At 74.9% G+C, this 16,546-nt stretch carries 15 protein-coding genes and 1 pseudogene; 4 read left to right on the top strand and 12 right to left on the bottom strand.

The window, feature by feature from the left end:
• The first annotated feature begins 333 nt into the window (after window positions 1-333).
• On the top strand, window positions 334-2,385 hold the full coding sequence (gene fusA / locus ACWD3O_RS18860; protein ID WP_451408663.1) for an elongation factor G: 2,052 nt from the start codon (window positions 334-336) through the stop codon (window positions 2,383-2,385).
• A 135-nt stretch (window positions 2,386-2,520) separates the two neighbouring features.
• Here fusA and ACWD3O_RS18855 read toward each other — a convergent pair.
• Window positions 2,521-2,598: pseudogene (locus ACWD3O_RS18855) on the bottom strand (SCO5389 family protein); the annotation flags it as partial.
• A gap of 40 nt (window positions 2,599-2,638) precedes the next feature.
• Entirely contained in the window at window positions 2,639-3,880 is a 1,242-nt protein-coding gene (locus ACWD3O_RS18850; protein ID WP_451408662.1) for a serine hydrolase domain-containing protein, read from the bottom strand.
• 120 nt (window positions 3,881-4,000) lie between these two features.
• Between ACWD3O_RS18850 and ACWD3O_RS18845 the strand changes: the two genes are divergently transcribed.
• Window positions 4,001-4,435 carry a PPOX class F420-dependent oxidoreductase gene (locus ACWD3O_RS18845; RefSeq protein ID WP_356132170.1) on the top strand — a complete coding sequence of 145 codons (435 nt, stop codon included), beginning with the start codon at window positions 4,001-4,003 and terminating at the stop codon, window positions 4,433-4,435.
• A gap of 31 nt (window positions 4,436-4,466) precedes the next feature.
• On the opposite strand, the gene ACWD3O_RS18840 is transcribed toward ACWD3O_RS18845, so the two are convergent.
• The 4 genes from ACWD3O_RS18840 to zwf form a co-directional block, all read right to left on the bottom strand.
• Entirely contained in the window at window positions 4,467-5,075 is a 609-nt protein-coding gene (locus ACWD3O_RS18840; RefSeq protein WP_451408661.1) for a histidine phosphatase family protein, read from the bottom strand.
• Window positions 5,076-5,082: 7 nt separating this feature from the next.
• Window positions 5,083-5,985, bottom strand: coding sequence for a phosphogluconate dehydrogenase (NAD(+)-dependent, decarboxylating) (gene gnd / locus ACWD3O_RS18835; RefSeq protein ID WP_451408660.1), 903 nt, complete (start codon window positions 5,983-5,985; stop codon window positions 5,083-5,085).
• Between the two features lie 71 nt (window positions 5,986-6,056).
• A complete protein-coding gene (gene opcA, locus ACWD3O_RS18830) occupies window positions 6,057-7,007 on the bottom strand; it encodes a glucose-6-phosphate dehydrogenase assembly protein OpcA (RefSeq protein WP_451408659.1) in 951 nt (316 codons plus the stop codon).
• Window positions 7,004-8,593: a glucose-6-phosphate dehydrogenase gene (zwf, locus tag ACWD3O_RS18825; protein ID WP_451416625.1), complete on the bottom strand. Its 1,590-nt coding sequence runs from the start codon at window positions 8,591-8,593 to the stop codon at window positions 7,004-7,006. Before zwf ends, opcA begins: the two co-directional genes overlap by 4 nt.
• A gap of 218 nt (window positions 8,594-8,811) precedes the next feature.
• Here zwf and ACWD3O_RS18820 point away from each other — a divergent pair, with 218 nt between their 5' ends.
• The gene (locus ACWD3O_RS18820; RefSeq protein ID WP_451408657.1) at window positions 8,812-10,149 is read left to right on the top strand and encodes a 6-phospho-beta-glucosidase; all 1,338 of its coding nucleotides are present in this window, start codon (window positions 8,812-8,814) and stop codon (window positions 10,147-10,149) included.
• A gap of 142 nt (window positions 10,150-10,291) precedes the next feature.
• Here the strand turns inward: ACWD3O_RS18820 and ACWD3O_RS18815 are convergent, their stop codons facing one another.
• From ACWD3O_RS18815 to ACWD3O_RS18795, 5 genes are all read right to left on the bottom strand, one after another.
• Window positions 10,292-11,440 (bottom strand): ATP-grasp domain-containing protein, encoded by a 1,149-nt coding sequence (locus ACWD3O_RS18815; RefSeq protein ID WP_451416624.1) that lies wholly within the window; start codon window positions 11,438-11,440, stop codon window positions 10,292-10,294.
• Between the two features lie 252 nt (window positions 11,441-11,692).
• Window positions 11,693-11,899: a hypothetical protein gene (locus ACWD3O_RS18810; protein ID WP_451416623.1), complete on the bottom strand. Its 207-nt coding sequence runs from the start codon at window positions 11,897-11,899 to the stop codon at window positions 11,693-11,695.
• Between the two features lie 67 nt (window positions 11,900-11,966).
• Window positions 11,967-13,121 carry an MAB_1171c family putative transporter gene (locus ACWD3O_RS18805; RefSeq protein WP_451416622.1) on the bottom strand — a complete coding sequence of 385 codons (1,155 nt, stop codon included), beginning with the start codon at window positions 13,119-13,121 and terminating at the stop codon, window positions 11,967-11,969.
• Entirely contained in the window at window positions 13,118-13,657 is a 540-nt protein-coding gene (locus ACWD3O_RS18800; protein ID WP_451416740.1) for a toxin-antitoxin system, toxin component, read from the bottom strand. The genes ACWD3O_RS18805 and ACWD3O_RS18800 overlap by 4 nt, the downstream gene beginning before the upstream one ends.
• A 38-nt stretch (window positions 13,658-13,695) precedes the next feature.
• Complete coding sequence (locus tag ACWD3O_RS18795; RefSeq protein ID WP_451416739.1) at window positions 13,696-14,409, bottom strand: helix-turn-helix domain-containing protein; 714 nt, start codon at window positions 14,407-14,409, stop codon at window positions 13,696-13,698.
• Window positions 14,410-14,617: 208 nt separating this feature from the next.
• Between ACWD3O_RS18795 and ACWD3O_RS18790 the strand changes: the two genes are divergently transcribed.
• Window positions 14,618-15,298: an MmyB family transcriptional regulator gene (locus tag ACWD3O_RS18790; RefSeq protein ID WP_451416621.1), complete on the top strand. Its 681-nt coding sequence runs from the start codon at window positions 14,618-14,620 to the stop codon at window positions 15,296-15,298.
• 158 nt (window positions 15,299-15,456) lie between these two features.
• Here the strand turns inward: ACWD3O_RS18790 and ACWD3O_RS18785 are convergent, their stop codons facing one another.
• The gene (locus ACWD3O_RS18785; protein ID WP_451408652.1) at window positions 15,457-16,449 is read right to left on the bottom strand and encodes a DUF2510 domain-containing protein; all 993 of its coding nucleotides are present in this window, start codon (window positions 16,447-16,449) and stop codon (window positions 15,457-15,459) included.
• Window positions 16,450-16,546 lie beyond the last annotated feature (97 nt).

Here is a 16,546-nt window from a genome sequence, read left to right as displayed (position 1 = left end):
TGCGGTGCCCTGTCCGTGGTCCGACCCTACACTCGCCTCAACACCCGGGTTTTTGCCCTCCGTTGGCCGCGTGTCCGCGTCCACGGACCCACCCGGGAGCCGACCGTGACGAGTGAAGGGGGACAGGCCGTGCGTCAGCGTGCCGAAGCCGTCGTTCCCCGTTCGCGGTACGAGGTGATCCTGGTGTCCCCGGTGCTCCGGCGCCCGCTGCGCGGCCGGCGCCGGACGTCCGCCCCGTCCCGCTGAACCACGCCCGCACGCGCGGCGTGGCGCGGGCCCGGCGGTGATCGCGCGTCCCCAGGACCGGATCATCCACCAGAAAGGCCGAAGGCCGTGCGCAACGACCTCGTCCGCGGTTCCACCGTCACCCTCGCCGCCGTCCGCAACCTGGGCGTGCTGGCCCACGTCGACGCGGGCAAGACCACCGTCACCGAGCGGATCCTCTACGCCACCGGCGCCGTCCACCGGCGCGGCGAGGTGCACGAGGGCACCACCGTCACCGACCACGACTCCCAGGAGCGCGAGCGGGGCATCACCATCTTCGCCGCCGCCGTCACCTGCGAGTGGAACGGCTGCCGGATCAACCTGATCGACACGCCCGGCCACGTCGACTTCGCCGACGAGGTGGAGCGTGCGCTGCGGGTCCTGGACGGCGCGGTGGTGGTCCTCGACGCGGTCGCCGGGGTCGAGCCGCAGAGCGAGGCGGTGTGGCGGCAGGCCGACCGGCACGGAGTGCCCCGGATCGTCTTCGTCAACAAGATGGACCGGGCCGGCGCCGACCTCGACGCGGCCGTCGCCGCCGTCCGCGAACGGCTCCATCCGGCGCCGCTGGCGGTGCAGTTGCCGCTCGGGGCACCGGACGGCTTCCGGGGCGTCGTGGACCTGCTCGGCCTGCGTGCGCTGGTGTGGCCGGAGGGCGCCGAGGCGCCCGTCGAGGAGCCGGTCCCCGAGGCCCTGCTCGCCGAGGCCGCGCGGCGGCGGCGCGCGCTGGAGGAGACCGTGGCCTCGCTCCACGCCGGAGCGCTCGAGGAGTTCTGCGAGGACGGCGCGCTGGGCGCGGACACCCTGCGCACCGCCCTGCGGGACCTGACCCGTACCGGCGACGCCGTCGTGGTGCTCTGCGGCTCCGCGTACCGCGACAAGGGCGTGGAGCCGCTGCTGGACGCGGTGGCCGACTACCTGCCGTCCCCGCTGGACCTGCCGCCCGTGGCCGGCACCTGGGAGGGGGCGGAGACACGCCGCGAGGCGGACCCCGAAGGGCCGCTCGCCGCCCTGGCGTTCAAGGTGAACGCCACCCGGACCGGCAGGCTGACCAGCCTGCGGATCTACTCCGGCACGCTGAGGAAGGGGGACGTGGTGCGGGACACGACGACGGGGCGGACCGAACGCGTCGCCCGGGTGCTGCGGCTGCGCGCCGACCGGTACACCGAGGTGGAGGCCGCGGTCGCCGGTGACATCGTCGCGGTGGCCGGTCCCAAGCAGGCGCGCCCCGGGGCGACGCTGTGCGCCCCGGAGCATCCGCTGGTGCTGGAACCCCCGGCACCGGCCGAGCCGGTGGTGTCGGTGGCCGTCGAGGCGGTGCGCTCCACCGACACCGGACGGCTCGCCGAGTCGCTGGCCCGTCTCGCCGAGGAGGACCCGTCGCTGACGGTGCGCACCGACCCGGAGACCGGGCAGACCCTGCTGTCCGGCATGGGCGAGCTGCACCTGGAGGTGGCCGTCGAGAAGGCCCGCCGCTCGGGCGGACCGGACCTGACGGTCGGACGCCCCCGGGTCGCGCTGCGGGAGACGGTGGTCGCCGGAGTGGCCGGGTTCGTCCACCGGCACGTCAAACAGGACGGCGGCGCGGGCCAGTTCGCGCACGTCGTGCTCGACGTGGAGCCGCTGGACGGGCTCGGGTTCGCGTTCCGCTCGGCGGTGACGGGCGGACGGGTGCCGCCGGAGTACGTGCGCGCGGTGGAGGCGGGGTGCCGGGACGCCCTCCTGGACGGTCCTCTCGGCGGACACCCGGTGACGGGGCTGCGGGTCGTCCTCACCGACGGCGCGACCCACGTCAAGGACTCCTCGGAGAACGCCTTCCGCACCGCCGGGCGGGCCGGCCTGCGGGCCGCGCTGCACGCCTGCCGCCTCGGTCTGCTGGAGCCGGTGGCCGAGGTCACCGTCACCGTGCCGGCCGAGTTCCTCGGCGGGGTGCTGGGCGACCTGGCGGCACGCCGCGGCCGGGTGCACGACTCCGGGATCCGGACGGGGACGGCGGTCGTGGACGCGGTGGTCCCGCTGACGGAGCTGTTCGGCTACTCCGCCGCGCTGCGGGGCCGGACCCGGGGCCGGGGGACGTTCGTCTCCCGCCCGGCCGGCTACGCCCCGGCCCCCGGCCAGGGCTGAGCGGTGCCCCGGGGCCGACGCCCCGGGGCGGTGCCCCGCCGGCCGCCCGGGCGCGTCCTGGACGCGCCCGGGCGGAACGGGCCCATGCCGGCCGGGTGGCCGGCGCGGGCCCGACCGTTCCGGTGGGACCGGAGTTCAGCAGTCCCGCAGTTCCGGGGACTGGTTGGGCAACTGGGCGCGGGGCGAGACGAACCGCGCGTGCCGCTCGCCGACGCCCGCAGCGACTCGCCCCGTTCCCGCCCGGTCGGTCCACTCAGTCCACGACGGACGCGTGGGTCAGCCGCCGGATGTCCGGGTAGATCATCCGCGACCGCCGGGGGCGCACCTGCGTCATGAACTGCACGGTCATGTCCCGCACCGGGTCGACCCAGAAGGCGGTGGTCGCCACCCCCTTCCAGCCGAAGGTCCCCGCCGAGGACGGCGACTCCGTCCGGGCGGGGTCCACCACCACCGAGAAGCCCAGGCCGAAGCCCACGCCGGAGTTGGCCGGCTCGTCGTGGGCCGGGCAGCCGAAGCCGCGGAGATCCGCGCCCTCCGGGAGGTGACTGCGGGTCATCAGGTCCACGGTCTCCGGGCGCAGCACCCGCACCCCGTCGAGCTCGCCGCGGCGCCGGAGCATCTCCATGAAGCGGTGGTAGTCGCCCGCGCTCGCCACCAGCCCGCCGCTGCCGGACAGGAAGCGGGGCCGCCCGCGCACCGGTGTGCCGGGCACGACCTGGAGCCTCCCGTCGTCGCCGTCGCCGTAGAGCTCGGCCAGGCGTCCGGCCTGTTCGTCGTCGATCTGGAACCCGGTGTCCGTCATGCCCAGCGGCGCGAGGACCCGGGCGGTGACGAACTCGTCCAGCGGGCGGCCCGACACCACCTCGATCACCCGTCCCAGCACGTTGGTGGCCACCGAGTAGTTCCACCGGCTCCCCGGCTCGAACTGCAGCGGCAGCCGCGCGTAGGCGTCGCAGGTCTCGGCCAGATCGCCGCCGGGGAGGACCGAGGCGTGCAGTCCCGCCTCCCGGTAGAGGGCGTCCACCGGATGGGCGTGGTAGAAGGCCGAGGTCAGGCCCGCCGTGTGGGAGAGCAGGTGGCGGATCAGGACCGGGCCGTCCGCGGGGCGGGTCCGCAGGGAGGGGCCCTCGCCCGCCACGTGCACCCGCGGCCCGGCGAAGGCCGGGAGGTGGCGCTCCAGCGGGTCGTCGAGCCCGAGCAGGCCCTGCTCCACCAGGGTCATCGCGGCCACCGAGGTGACCGGCTTGGACATCGAGTAGATCCGCCACAGGGTGTCCGGCTCCACCGGCAGACCCGCCGCCAGGTCCCGGCTGCCGTAGGTGGTCAGCCACGCCACTTGGCCGGCCCGCGCCACCGACAGCAGGTAGCCCGGCAGGCCGCCGGTGTCGACGTGCCGGGCCAGCACCCGGTCCAGCTCCTCCAGCCGGGCCGGGTCGAGTCCCGCCTCGTCCGGACCGATCTCCTGCCGCAACACCGACCCCGGGGTCGCCACCATCGCTCCTCGCCTTCCGTGTCCGTTCCGCAAAAGCTGCTCCGAGATACCCCGTTCGGCGCAATGTCAGACCCGACCGGGCCGTTCGGGGAACACCGCGGGCGCGGGAGGCGTTCGGCGGGTATGAGCGAAGAAGCCCTGCTCGCCCTGCTCTCCGAGGCCGACGGCGGAGTGCTGGCGACCCTCAGGTCCGACGGCCGGCCCCAGCTGTCCAACGTCAACCACGCCTACTACCCGGAGGAACGCCTGATCCGGATCTCCGTCACCGACGACCGGGCCAAGACCCGCAACCTCCGCAGGGACCCCCGCGCCTCCTACCACGTGACCAGCCAGGACCGCTGGGCGTACACGGTGGCGGAGGGGACTGCGGAGCTGAGCGAGGTCGCCCGGGACCCGCACGACGAGGCGGTGGAGGAACTGATACGCCTCTACCGCGACGTCGCCGGCGAGCACCCCGACTGGGACGAGTACCGCGCGGCCATGGTGCGGGACCGGCGCCTGGTGCTGCGGATCCGTGTGGAGCGCGCCTACGGGATCCCGCGGGGCGCCCTGGGCTGACGCCGGGCCGGCCGGCCCGGCGGCGCGGGCGCTACAGGCCCGTGCCACCGGGGCGGGCGTTCCACACCGCCACCACCGCGCGGCCGTGTTCGGTGGAGAGCCGGCCGACCGTGCCGGTCTGGATCTGGAACAGCCTGCCCTCGGTGGCCGGCAGCCCCAGCCGACGGGCGGTCAGCACCCGGAGGAAATGGCCGTGGGCGACCAGCAGCACGTCGCCCTCGTCGGCCCGCAGCAGCGGTTCCACGCGGTCCAGGACGCGGTCCGCGCGTGCGCCGACCTCCTCCGGCAGCTCACCGGCATGCCCGTCCGCGGAGGGCGGGCAGCCGTCGGTCCAGATGTTCCACCCGGGGCGCTCCCGGCGGATCTCCTCCGTCATCAGGCCCTCGTACGCGCCGTACTCCCACTCCCGCATCTCCGGCTCGGTCCGCGCGCCGGAGAAGCCGGCCAGCCGTGCGGTGGTGACGGCGCGGAGCCGAGGACTGGTCAGCACCGCGGCCAGGCGCCGCCCGGCCAGCAACGGCGCCACCGCCCTTGCCTCCTCCTCGCCGCGCGCGGTGAGCGGCAGGTCGGTGCGGCTGGTGTGGCGGCGCGCCGCGCTCCACTGCGTCTCGCCGTGCCGCAGCAGCAGAAGGTCTCCCACGTCCCGCCTACCTCGCCGCCGGCCGGCCGGCCGCCTCGACGGCGTGTCCGCCGAACTGGTTGCGGAGCGCGGCGATCATCTTCATCTGGGGCGAGTCCTCCTGGCGGGAGGCGAACCGGGCGAAGAGCGAGGCGGTGATGGCGGGCAGCGGGACGGCGTTGTCGATGGCGGCCTCGACCGTCCAGCGGCCCTCGCCGGAGTCCTGGGCGTAGCCGCGGAGCTTGTCGAGGTGCTCGTCCTCGTCGAGGGCGTTGACGGCCAGGTCCAGGAGCCATGAGCGGATGACGGTGCCCTCGCGCCAGGAGCGGAAGATCTCCCGGACGTCGGTGACCGAGTCCACGGCCTCGAGCAGCTCCCAGCCCTCGGCGTAGGCCTGCATCATGGCGTACTCGATGCCGTTGTGGACCATCTTGGCGAAGTGGCCGGCGCCGACCTTGCCGGCGTGCACGGCGCCGAAGTCGCCCTCGGGCTTGAGGGCGTCCAGGACGGGCTGGACCTTGGCCACGTGCTCGGCCTCGCCGCCGTACATCAGCGCGTAGCCGTTGGCGAGGCCGTGGACGCCGCCGGAGACGCCGCAGTCCACGAAGCCGATGCCCTTCTCGGCCAGCTCCGCGGCGTGCTTCTCGTCGTCCGTCCAGCGCGAGTTGCCACCGTCCACCACCACGTCACCGGCGTCCAGCAGCCCCGACAGCTCGTCGATCACCGACTGCGTGGCCGGTCCGGCCGGGACCATCACCCACACCGCCCGGGGTGCGTCCAGCGAGTCGACCAGCTCCGCCAGACTGGCCACGTCGGAGAGGTCCGGGTCCCGGTCGTACCCGAGCACGGTGTGGCCCGCGCGGCGGATCCGCTCGCGCATGTTGCCACCCATCTTGCCGAGACCGATGAGTCCGAGCTGCATGTCGTCCACTTCCTCCTGTTGGTCTTCCGACGGGGTCCGCCGCTGCCGCCCGCACCGGGCGGCGCGCCGCTCCCGTCCCGTCACACGGGCCGGGCCTCGGCCTGCTCGCCCGCCGCCGCGCCCGCGTCGCCGCGCAGGGCGATCTCGTACATGTCGTCCGCGTCGAGCCGGCGCAGCTCCTCGGCGATCAGCTCCGACGTCGGCCGGATCTTCAGCGCCAGGTTGCGCGGAGGCTGCCCCGGCAGCGTCAGCGTGGCCAGCGGTCCCTCCTCCCGGACCACCGACACGTCGCCCTGGTCGGTCGACAGCCGCACCGCGGTGATCGCCGGACCCTCGGAGGGCCTGACCTCACCCGGGACCCGCAGCCTGGCCCGCAGCCAGCGCAGCAGCAGTTCCGCGCTGGGGTTGCCGGGCTCCGCCTCGACCACGATGCCGCGCACCGGCGCGCGCTCCTGGTCCAGGGCCGCGGCCAGGGCCGAACGCCAGAGCGTCAGCCGGGTCCACGCCAGGTCGGTGTCACCGGGCGCGTAGTGGGCCGCCCGCAGCTCCAGGGCGCCGAGCGGGTCGGCGCCGGCGTCCATGTCGGTGATCCGGCGCTGCGCCAGCGCCCCCAGCGGATCCTCGGCGGGGCTCTCCGGTCCCTCGACCGGCCACCACACCACCACCGGCGCGTCCGGCAGCAGCAGCGGCAGCACCACCGACTGGGCGTGCTCCCGGACCTCGCCGTACAGCCGCAGCACCACCGTCTCGCCCGGACCCGCGTCCGCTGCCACCCGCACCTCCGCGTCCAGCCGCGGATGGGTGCGGTCCCGCGGGCCCCGCGGGTGACGCCGGATCACCACCAGGGTGCGCGACGGGTGCTCCTGCGAGGCCTGCCGCGCCGCCTTCATGGCGTCGTAGGCGTACTCCTCGTCGATCACGACCACCATGGTCAGCACCATGCCGACGGCCGGAGTGCCCGACGCCCGGCGCGCGTGCAGCAGCGCCTTGTTGACGTCTCCGGCCGTGGTGTCGGTGAGGTCCAGTTTCATGGCCTGCGCCAGCTCCGTCCGTCTCGTGCGAGCATCTCGTCGGCCTCCGGGGGACCCCAGCTGCCCGCCGGGTACTTCGCGGGCACGCCGTGCGTGGCCCAGTACTCCTCGATCGGGTCCAGGATCCTCCAGGACTCCTCGACCTCCTCGGTGCGGGGGAACAGGTTGGCGTCACCCAGCAGCACGTCCAGGATGAGCCGTTCGTACGCCTCGGGGCTGGACTCCGTGAAGGACTCGCCGTAGGCGAAGTCCATCGAGACGTCCCGGATCTCCATGGAGGTGCCCGGAACCTTCGATCCGAAGCGTACGGTCATGCCCTCGTCGGGCTGCACCCGGATCACCAGCGCGTTGGAACCGAGCTCCTCCGTGGCCGTGGAGTCGAACGGCGAGTACGGGGCGCGCTGGAACACCACCGCGATCTCGGTGACCCGGCGGCCCAGCCGCTTGCCGGTGCGCAGGTAGAACGGCACGCCCGCCCAGCGGCGGTTGTCGATCTCCAGCTTGATCGCGGCATAGGTGTCGGTGGTGGACGACGGGTCGATGCCGTCCTCCTCCAGATAGCCCAGCACCCGCTCGCCGCCCTGCCAGCTTCCCGTGTACTGGCCCCGCACGGTGTGCTCGCCCAGGTCCTCCGGCAGTTGCACCGCCCGGAGGATCTTCAGCTTCTCGGTGAGCAGCGACTCCGCGTCGAAGGCGGCGGGCTCCTCCATCGCGGTGAGCGCCAGGAGCTGCAGCAGGTGGTTCTGGATGACGTCACGCGCCGAGCCGATGCCGTCGTAGTAGCCCGCCCGGCCGCCGATGCCGATGTCCTCCGCCATGGTGATCTGCACGTGGTCGACGTAGGAACGGTTCCACACCGGTTCGTACATCTGGTTGGCGAAGCGCAGCGCCAGGATGTTCTGGACGGTCTCCTTGCCCAGGTAGTGGTCGATCCGGAACACCTGGTCCGGGTCGAACACCTCGTGCACCAGCGCGTTCAGCGCGCGGGCGCTGGCCAGACCGTGACCGAACGGCTTCTCGATGACGGCCCGCCGCCAGGAGCCCCGGGGTGCCCGCGCCAGACCGTGCTTCTCCAGCTGCTGCACCACCCGGGGGAAGAACCGCGGCGGCACCGACAGGTAGAAGGCGTAGTTGCCGCTGGTGCCGCGCGAGGTGTCCAGCTGCTCGATGGCCTCACGGAGCTGTTCGAACGCCGCGTCGTCGTCGAAGTCGCCGGGCACGAAGTGCATGCCCTGGGCGAGCTGCTGCCAGACCTCCTCGCGGAACGGGGTCCGGGCGTGCTGCTCCACGGCGTCGTGCACCACCTGGGCGAAGTCCTGGTCCGCCCACTCCCGGCGGGCGAAGCCGACCAGGGAGAAACCGGGCGGGAGCAGGCCCCGGTTCGCCAGGTCGTACACGGCCGGCATCAGCTTCTTGCGGGAGAGGTCGCCCGTGACGCCGAAGATGACGAGTCCGGACGGGCCCGCGATGCGGGGGAGCCTGCGGTCCCGGGGATCGCGCAGTGGATTGGTCCTGCCCAGGAAGGGACCGCCGGCCCCGCGGCGCGCGGTGCCCACCGTTCCGGTCGCTTCGGTCAATGTGATCATCTACTTTCTCGTCGGACGGGTGAGGGCGGACGGGTGAGGGCCGAGTACCGCGCCGGGCCGCGGGCCATGCGGCGACGCTGCCCCGCACGCCTCCCCGCAGGTCAGGGCGGTGCCGCCGGTCACCCCGTGAGGGGTTCCCGTCCTCGCGGGGGCCCACACCGCGTCCCTCAGGGTCCCTCGGGCCCGTCCCCGTCCGCCGACCGCGTTAGGTTGGCGGGATGAGGCTCACGATCGTTGGTGGGGGCGGTTTCCGGGTGCCGCTCGTGTACGGGGCGCTGCTGGCCGACCGGGGACCCGGGCGGATCACCCGGGTGGCGCTGCACGACGTGGACGGGCGGCGGCTCGCCGCCGTGGTCCGGGTGCTGGCCGAGCAGGCCGAGGGAGTCGCCGACGCGCCGGAGGTGGTGGCCACGACCGACCTGGCCGAGGCCCTGTCCGGCGCGGACTTCGTCTTCTCGGCGATCCGCGTCGGAGGCCTGGACGGCCGGGCCGCCGACGAACGCGTGGCCCTGGCCGAGGGCGTCCTGGGGCAGGAGACGGTGGGAGCCGGCGGCGTCGCCTACGGCCTGCGCACCGTGCCCGTGGCGGTCGCCCTGGCCCGGGAGGTCCGGCGCCACGCCCCGGACGCCTGGGTCATCAACTTCACCAACCCGGCCGGACTGGTCACCGAGGCGATGTCCCGCACGCTCGGCGACCGGGTGATCGGCATCTGCGACTCCCCGGTGGGCCTCGGCCGCCGGCTCGCCCGGGTGCTCGGCGCCGACCCGGAGCGGACCTTCGTCGACTACGCCGGGCTCAACCACCTCGGCTGGGTCCGCGGCCTGCGCGTCGACGGCCAGGACCTGCTGCCCCGGCTGCTGGACGACCCGGACCTGCTCGGATCGTTCGAGGAGGGCCGCCTGTTCGGCGCGGACTGGCTGCGGGCGCTCGGTGCCGTCCCCAACGAGTACCTGCACTACTACTACTTCAACCGCGAGACGGTCCGCGCCTACCAGGAGGCCGAGCGGACCCGCGGCGTGTTCCTGCGCGACCAGCAGGCCCGCTTCTATGCGGAGGCGGGCCGCCCGGGGGCGCCCGCGCTGGACCTGTGGAACCGCACCCTGGCCGAACGCGAGGCCACCTACATGGCGGAGAACCGCGACACGGCGGGGGCGGGGGAGCGTGAGGAGGAGGACCTCTCCGGCGGCTACGAGAAGGTGGCGCTGGCGCTGATGCGGGCCATCGCCCGGGACGAACGGGCCACGCTCATCCTCGACGTCCGCAACCGGGGCGCCCTGCCCGGCCTGGACGAGGACGCCGTCGTCGAGGTGCCCTGCCGGGTGGACGCGAACGGCGCCCACCCGGAGCCCGCCGCGCCGCTGCCCGGCCACGCGGCCGGTCTGGTGACCACGGTGAAGGCGGTGGAGCGCGAGGTGATCGCCGCGGCGGAGACCCGGTCGCGGGCGGCGGCGCTCAAGGCGTTCGCGCTGCATCCGCTGGTCGACTCGGTCACCGTCGCGCGCAGGCTCCTGGACGGATACCGCGAAGCCCACCCGGGTCTCGCCTTTCTCAGGTGAGACCCGGGGCCCCCGGCTTCATGGTGGGGCGGGTGCCGCACTCCCCCCGGGCGCGGCGCCCGCCCCATCCCCCGCACCGTTAAGAGCGCGCCGGACACCTTCTGATACACCTTCGGGAAATTATTTTTTGCGGGCTTCTCCGTCAGGCGGGCGCGCCCGCCGCCGCCGAGGCGGAGGAGGCCGTCGCGGCCCCGGTCTCCGGGGAGGCGGACTGGGCCGGAACGGTGCGCAGGGCCGCCGGGAGCTCCTCCTCGTCCCACGGCGCGCCCGCGGGCCGCAGCCGTTGCGGGCCCGCCACCACGGCGTAGTCCGCGCCCAGGAACGGCGGTTCCAGATCGCCGGGGTCCTCGCCCAGCGCCAGCCGGACCGCGGCCCAGGGGGCGTTCAGGCCGCACAGCGACAGCTGGTGGAGTCCCCCGGCCGCACGGGTGTTGACGTCCAGGAGAACCGGTTCCCCGCGGAACATCCGGAACTGGACGTTCGCCAGGTGGTGCAGCCCGAACCGCCCGGCCACCAGCCGCGCCGGGGCGATCCACCGCTCGTCCAGGGTGAAGCCCCGCCGCCGCCCGTTCTTCGTGCGGCCCACCGCCATCCGGACGCGGTCGTCCGTGCCGGTGAGGCAGTCCACCGAGACCTCGGGCTCCTCCAGCCGCGGCATCACCAGCCAGTTGACCTCGTCACCGGAGGCCCGCAGCGCCCCCAGCACCATGTCGAGCGGGACGCGGGGACTCGGGAAGCCGTTCAACTGGTCCGTCGAGAACGGCTCCCGAGTGACGATCCGGAACCCCACCCCGCCCGCGCCGGCGGCCGGCTTGAAGCAGGCCTCGTGCCCGTCGGCCTCCAGCTTCTCGACGGCGACGACCAGTTCGTCCGCCGTGCGCACCCGGAACCACGGAGGCACCGGCACGCCCAGCGCGGCGACCCGCTCGTACGCGGTCGCCTTGTCCTGGAAGGCGGCCACCCCCTCGGCCGTCGGCGCCAGCAGCGCCGTGCCCAGGGCCGCGAACTCGGCGCGGTGCCCGACGATCGCCTCCTGGTGCAGCCGCGGCACGAACACGTCGATGCCGCGCCGCGCGCACTGGTCCAGCGCGAACTCGACGTACGCGGCGGGGGAGAGGCCCTCCGGCTCCATCGCCGCCGTGTCGGCGGCGGCCGGCACCGGCGAATCCGGGTCCCCGTGGGTCGCGTGGATCTCCACCGCCCGGTCCTGCGGGTTTCTCCGCAACTGGTCCATGAAGAACACGTTCTCCGCGTACGTGCGGTTGAGCCAGACGCGTACGCGAGAGATCATTCAGGCCGCCTTTCGGGTGTGCGGGCACGGCGAAGCCGCCGGACCGGCCGGGACATGGACGCAGGGACACCGAACCGCCGGGAGAGAACCCAGGGGCACTGCGGTGGTGTTGGGCCGATCATAGAGCTTCGTGGGACGCGTCACTGCTACGCGTGTGTTACGGAACGCCCTACCGCGTGTCGTGCGCCCGCCGCCGCTCCCGCACCGCCCCGCGCGGCACGCGACCCACGTGCACGATCCGCCCGAGGCGCCCTAACGGCCCACCCGCCGGAGGAACGCCTCCTCGTTGCCCGCCAGTCCGGCCTCGCGGAGCGCCCGGTCGGCCTCCTCGAGCACCGCGGGCGGAACCGGCGCCGGCCCTCCCGCCTGGGCGAACGCGGCCCGGACCGCGCCCAGCAGCCGCAGATAGGCCTGCGCGGCCCGGCGTTCACGGTCGGTCGGCACGGTGGTGGTGGTCATCCTCGGCATCTCCTCGGCCGGTCGGCGGATCCTCCCCACCAGCCTGCCGCGCACCACTGACAGCGCGTCACGCCCGCAGCGCGCGCAACGCCCGGGAGAGCCGCACCAGGTCCTCCGGGCCCTCGGCGGGCGGCCCGGCCGTACCCGGACCGGCGGTGTCCGCGTGCCACGCCGCCCCGTGGGCCCGGACCGCGACCAGCACCATCACCGCGTCGGCCTGCGCCCCGGCCCGTTCCGCCCCCGCCCCCGACGCCACCGCCGCGGCACGGGCCCGTTCGCGCACCGCCGGGTCGAAGTGCGGGCACAGCACCAGCAGCGCGTCGTGGATCTCGGCCTGCCGCCGCACCGCCCGCAGCGACGGCGGCGACCACCACCCCACCCGCACGGCGGCCCGGGCCTCCTCACCGGCGGCGCACACCGGACGCAGCTCCCGCCACAGCGGGGTGAGCGCGTGGTAGGAACGCCACGCCGACCAGACGTCGCCCAGCAGCCGGGTCGGCAACGACCACAGCAGCGGCAGCGAGAAGCCCGCCGCGCACAGCACCCCGCCCAGCGCGGCCAGCGCCGGCGCCCCCCTGGTGCTGAGTCCGTCGAGGTTCCCGCCCGCCCAACGCGCCGCCACCGCGAGCAGTTTGGCGACCGAGTACAGCGCGCAGAAACCGAAGCCCAGGGCGATCAGCAGCAGCGACGACCGCAGCGGCCGGCCGCCCACCCGGCGCCGCCAGCGCAGGCACAGCACGTTCATCGCCACCCCCGCCGTCAGCAGCGACAGCAGGTACAGCACCACCATCTCGCGCAGGAACGGCGTCGTCGCGTAGTACGTGTCGAAGTCCCGCAGCCGCTCCACCGGGGCGTCGCCCAGCGCGAACAGCACCACCAGCACGGCGATCACCGCGCCGGCACCGGCCGTGCAGCGGACGATGAGCCGGCGGGCCTCACCCGGAGGACCGCCGCGCCAGCTGACGATCAGCACCAGGCCGGCCGCGCAGACGGCGGTGAGCAGCGCGTACACCAGCGGCGCCGAGGCGTTGGGAACCCCGGTCAGCCGGTTGACGGCGACGACGGTGGGCGGCGCGGCGAAGGCGAACGCCAGGGCCGTGAGCAGCAGCAGCGCGCACACCGACCGCACCAGCGGGTCCCGCCAGGAGGCCGCGCTGCGGCCCTTGAGCACCAGGGGCACGGCCAGCGCCAGGGCGGGGACGTAGTAGCCGGCGTCGTTCACCGGCCGCCCGCCCCGCGCCCGGACGCGCCGCCCGCACCGCCCAGGGACGCCTCGATCCGGCCCACCAGCCCGTCGGGCAACGACCGGTCGTGGGCGGCCGGGGCCCCCGGCCCGGGAACCGGCGGCCCGGGAACCGGCGGCGGGGCCGGCGTCCACGCGCGGAACCGGCTCGCCAGCAACAGGCCGAAACGCTCCGCCTCCGCCTCCTCGTGCCGGTCGAACCGGGTCCGCGCGGCGACCTGCGCCCCGTCTCCCGGGCCGCCCCGGTGACCGGCCGCCATGTGCCACAGCTCGTGCCCCAGGATCACCAACTGGTGCCCCGGCGCGGTGCGTTCCTCGACCACCACGACGTCCTGGTCGGCGAGGTCGATCCACAGGCCGCTGGCCGTGCCCGGCGGGAACACCGCCGTGCGGAAGCGCACCGGACGGCCCCGCAGCCCGCTCATCACCGAGCAGAGCGCCCGGTGGGTCTCCTCCGGTCCGGCGGCGGCCGGAACGCTCAGGCCGGCCAGCAGCGCGTCGCACAGGCGGGCCATCTCCCTGCGGGTGCGCAGCATCCTGATCACGCCCAAGGTCACGGCCCCGGCCGTCGGACGCTCTCCAGCAGCATGTCCAGCCACTCGGCGACCTTGTCCCGGTGCTGGTCGGTGGGGAGCTGCGCCGCCCGCCAGGCGATGCCGCGCACACCGTGGTCGCGCAGCAGGCGCTCCAGGGCGTCCTCGCCCACCTCCGTCCCGTCGCCCGCGGTGGCCGACACAGCGGCGGCCGGAGCGGCGGGCGGAGCGGCGGGAGGCGGCGCGGGCTCCCGGCCCTCGCGGTCGGCCAGGCGCCGCAGCAGCTCGCGTTCGGTGCACTGCAGTGCGTCGGCCAGCGCCTCCGGGTCCTCGGCGGTCAGGAAGCCCGCGTGCACGCCGAAGAACCGCTGCAGGGCGTCGCAGTGCTCCATGGTGGGCCGCCGGTCGCCGTTGAGCAGGGCGCCGGCCTGCTGGCGGGACATGCCCGCGCCGTCGGCTATCTCGCGCTGGGTGTAGCGGCGGCCGTCCGGCCTGAGGCGGGTGCGGCGCAGCAGGTCCAGCCGGTGCAGGAAACGGGTCTGCACGTCGCGCTCCCCGCCCGCCCGGCCGCTCAGCAGCGTCTTCACCGTGCCCTCGGGGACCCCCGACGCCGCGGACAGCCGCGCCACGTCGAAGACCTCGCCGCGCGGCACCCCGAGGCGGTCGGCCAGCGAGGACACCCGGGCCGTCACCGCCCGCAGCGGGGCGGCGTCCCCGACGCCCCGGTCCTCCATGTCACCAGCCACCGCGATCTCTCCCGCGTCCTGTCCGTCCGGACCTGGTGAGACTAGCCGGGCACCACGCGACCCTCCAGGTTCCGCCACAACTGTGGCCGGATCCAGCCGTCAACACCCCTGAAATGCCACAATGGTTGACACGCGCTGCTCCCGACGGCAAGGATCGGGGCGCCGACGGGGCCGGAGCCGAGAGGGGGACCTCCCGATGACAGCTCGGGCTGGAGGCCGGCGCCCGGAACCGCGGCCCGGTCCCGACGACGCCTACCTGCGGGACTACGCCGCCCTCCTCGAGGGCGTGGCGTTCCCCTCGGTGCTGCTGGACCGTCGCTGGGACGTGGTGCTCGCCAACACGGCGTTCGCCGAGCTGTTCCGTCCGGTCGGGCCGCACCCCACCGCCATGCCCGGCGACAACTTCCTGCGCTTCGTGCTCTTCCACCCCGACGCCGGCCTGGTCCTGGCCGACCGCGAGGTCCGGTGGTGCCTGCCCGCCCTCGCCCGCTTCGCCTTCCTCAGCGAGCGGCACGCGGACGACCCGGTGCTCCAGGCGGTCCGCCGGGAGATCGCCGAGGACCCCCTGATGGAGGCCGCCTACCGGCAGGGACTCCCGCACTGGACCCACCTGGTGGGGGAGCGTGCCGCCCGCGAACACGACGGCGCGCTGCGGCCGTTGATGTGCCCCGGGCGCCAGGGGACGGTGCTCGAGTGCCGTCTGGTGGTGGAGACGCCCTCCGCCCTCGCGGAACTCGGGTACGAGCGGATGACGCTGGTCCTGCCCGAACCCGCGCCGGAACCGGAGCCGGACCCGCGGGCCGTCTGGCCGGTCCGTCAGGGGCGGACCCGGGGGCACCTGTCGCTGGTGTCCCCGGCCGCGCACGACGCGGACTGAACCCGGCCCGCTCCCCGCACCCGCGGCAGACCGCCCCAGCACCCGCGCCGGGGGGTTCGGGCGTCCGCGCGGCCATGTGCCGCGGCGCGGCGGCTCCCGGACGCGCCAAGGGGCCGGTTCCGTGCTCCCGCGCACCGGACCGGCCCCTCCGACGCCCGTCAGACCTCCTTGCCGGTACCCGGCGCGGCCCCCAGCTCCGACTCCTCGATGCCGTCGACGACCTCGTCGATCACCGACAGGTCCTCGCCCGCGTCGATGCCGAACCGGACCACCACCATGCGCCCGGGGTCGGCCGGGGACGGGAACGCCACCGACTCCACGATCCCGTCGGCGCCCTTCTCGGTCACCGCCGACCAGCGGACCCGGTAGCCCTTCTGCCCGGCCACCGTCACCGGACCGGCGTCCAGCTCCTTGTGCGAGGTGATGGAGCCGTAGGTGTCGCCGCCGTAGGAGTCCTCCATGTTGGCGGCGATGTCGGCGAGCGCCACCTCCCGCGCCGAACCGTCCAGCCCCAGGCCCTCCGCCCCCAGCGAGTAGGCGCCGCCCGGGGTGCAGTCCTTGGAAGGCGCACCGGGGCAGGGGTAGGTCTCGTCGAAGCCGATCTGCGCGCCCGCCTCGTGCGCGGAGCCCGTCCAGCCGTCCGGCAGCGGCAGGCTGATGCCGTTCGCCGGGTCCGGCACCGGCCCGTCGGTGATCTCCTCGGAGCTCCCCGGCGCGCCCTCCTCGCCGGGCACGCCGTCGTCGCCCGGACCGCCCGGCTCCTCCGGAGCGGACGCCGAGGACCGGTCCCCGTCCGTCTGGTTCAGCACCAGCACGGCTCCGGCCGTCCCGCCGGCCACCACCACGACCGCGGCGACGATCCCGGCGACCAGCGCGCCCCGCCGGCGCCGCGGAGCCGGCGGGGCGCCGTGGACCGGGTAGCCCTGGTAGGCCGGATAGGCCGGAACCGTGAAGTCCGGCCCCGCCAGGGTGGGGTGGGCCGCGATCGCCTGTGCCGAGGCGTCGGCCGCGGGAGGCCCCGGCGGCACCGGCACGCCCGCGGGCAGGATGTGCTGCGTCCACGCCCCGCCGTCCCACCAGCGCACGCCGCGGGGGCCGTCACTCGTGTGCCCGGGATCCGGGTACCACCCGGGAGGAATAGCCTGCGTCATGCGACAAAGGTATGGGGCAGGCGTGAAGAAGGAACCGGAGGGTCGGCGAAGAGACGATACTCGGTCCCGCACCCGCCCGGCGGGACGGCGCCGGCTC

Source organism: Streptomyces sp. NPDC002640, from assembly GCF_053592575.1.
Note: the sequence above shows the minus strand (reverse complement) of the source record. Positions and strands in the feature narration are given on the sequence as shown.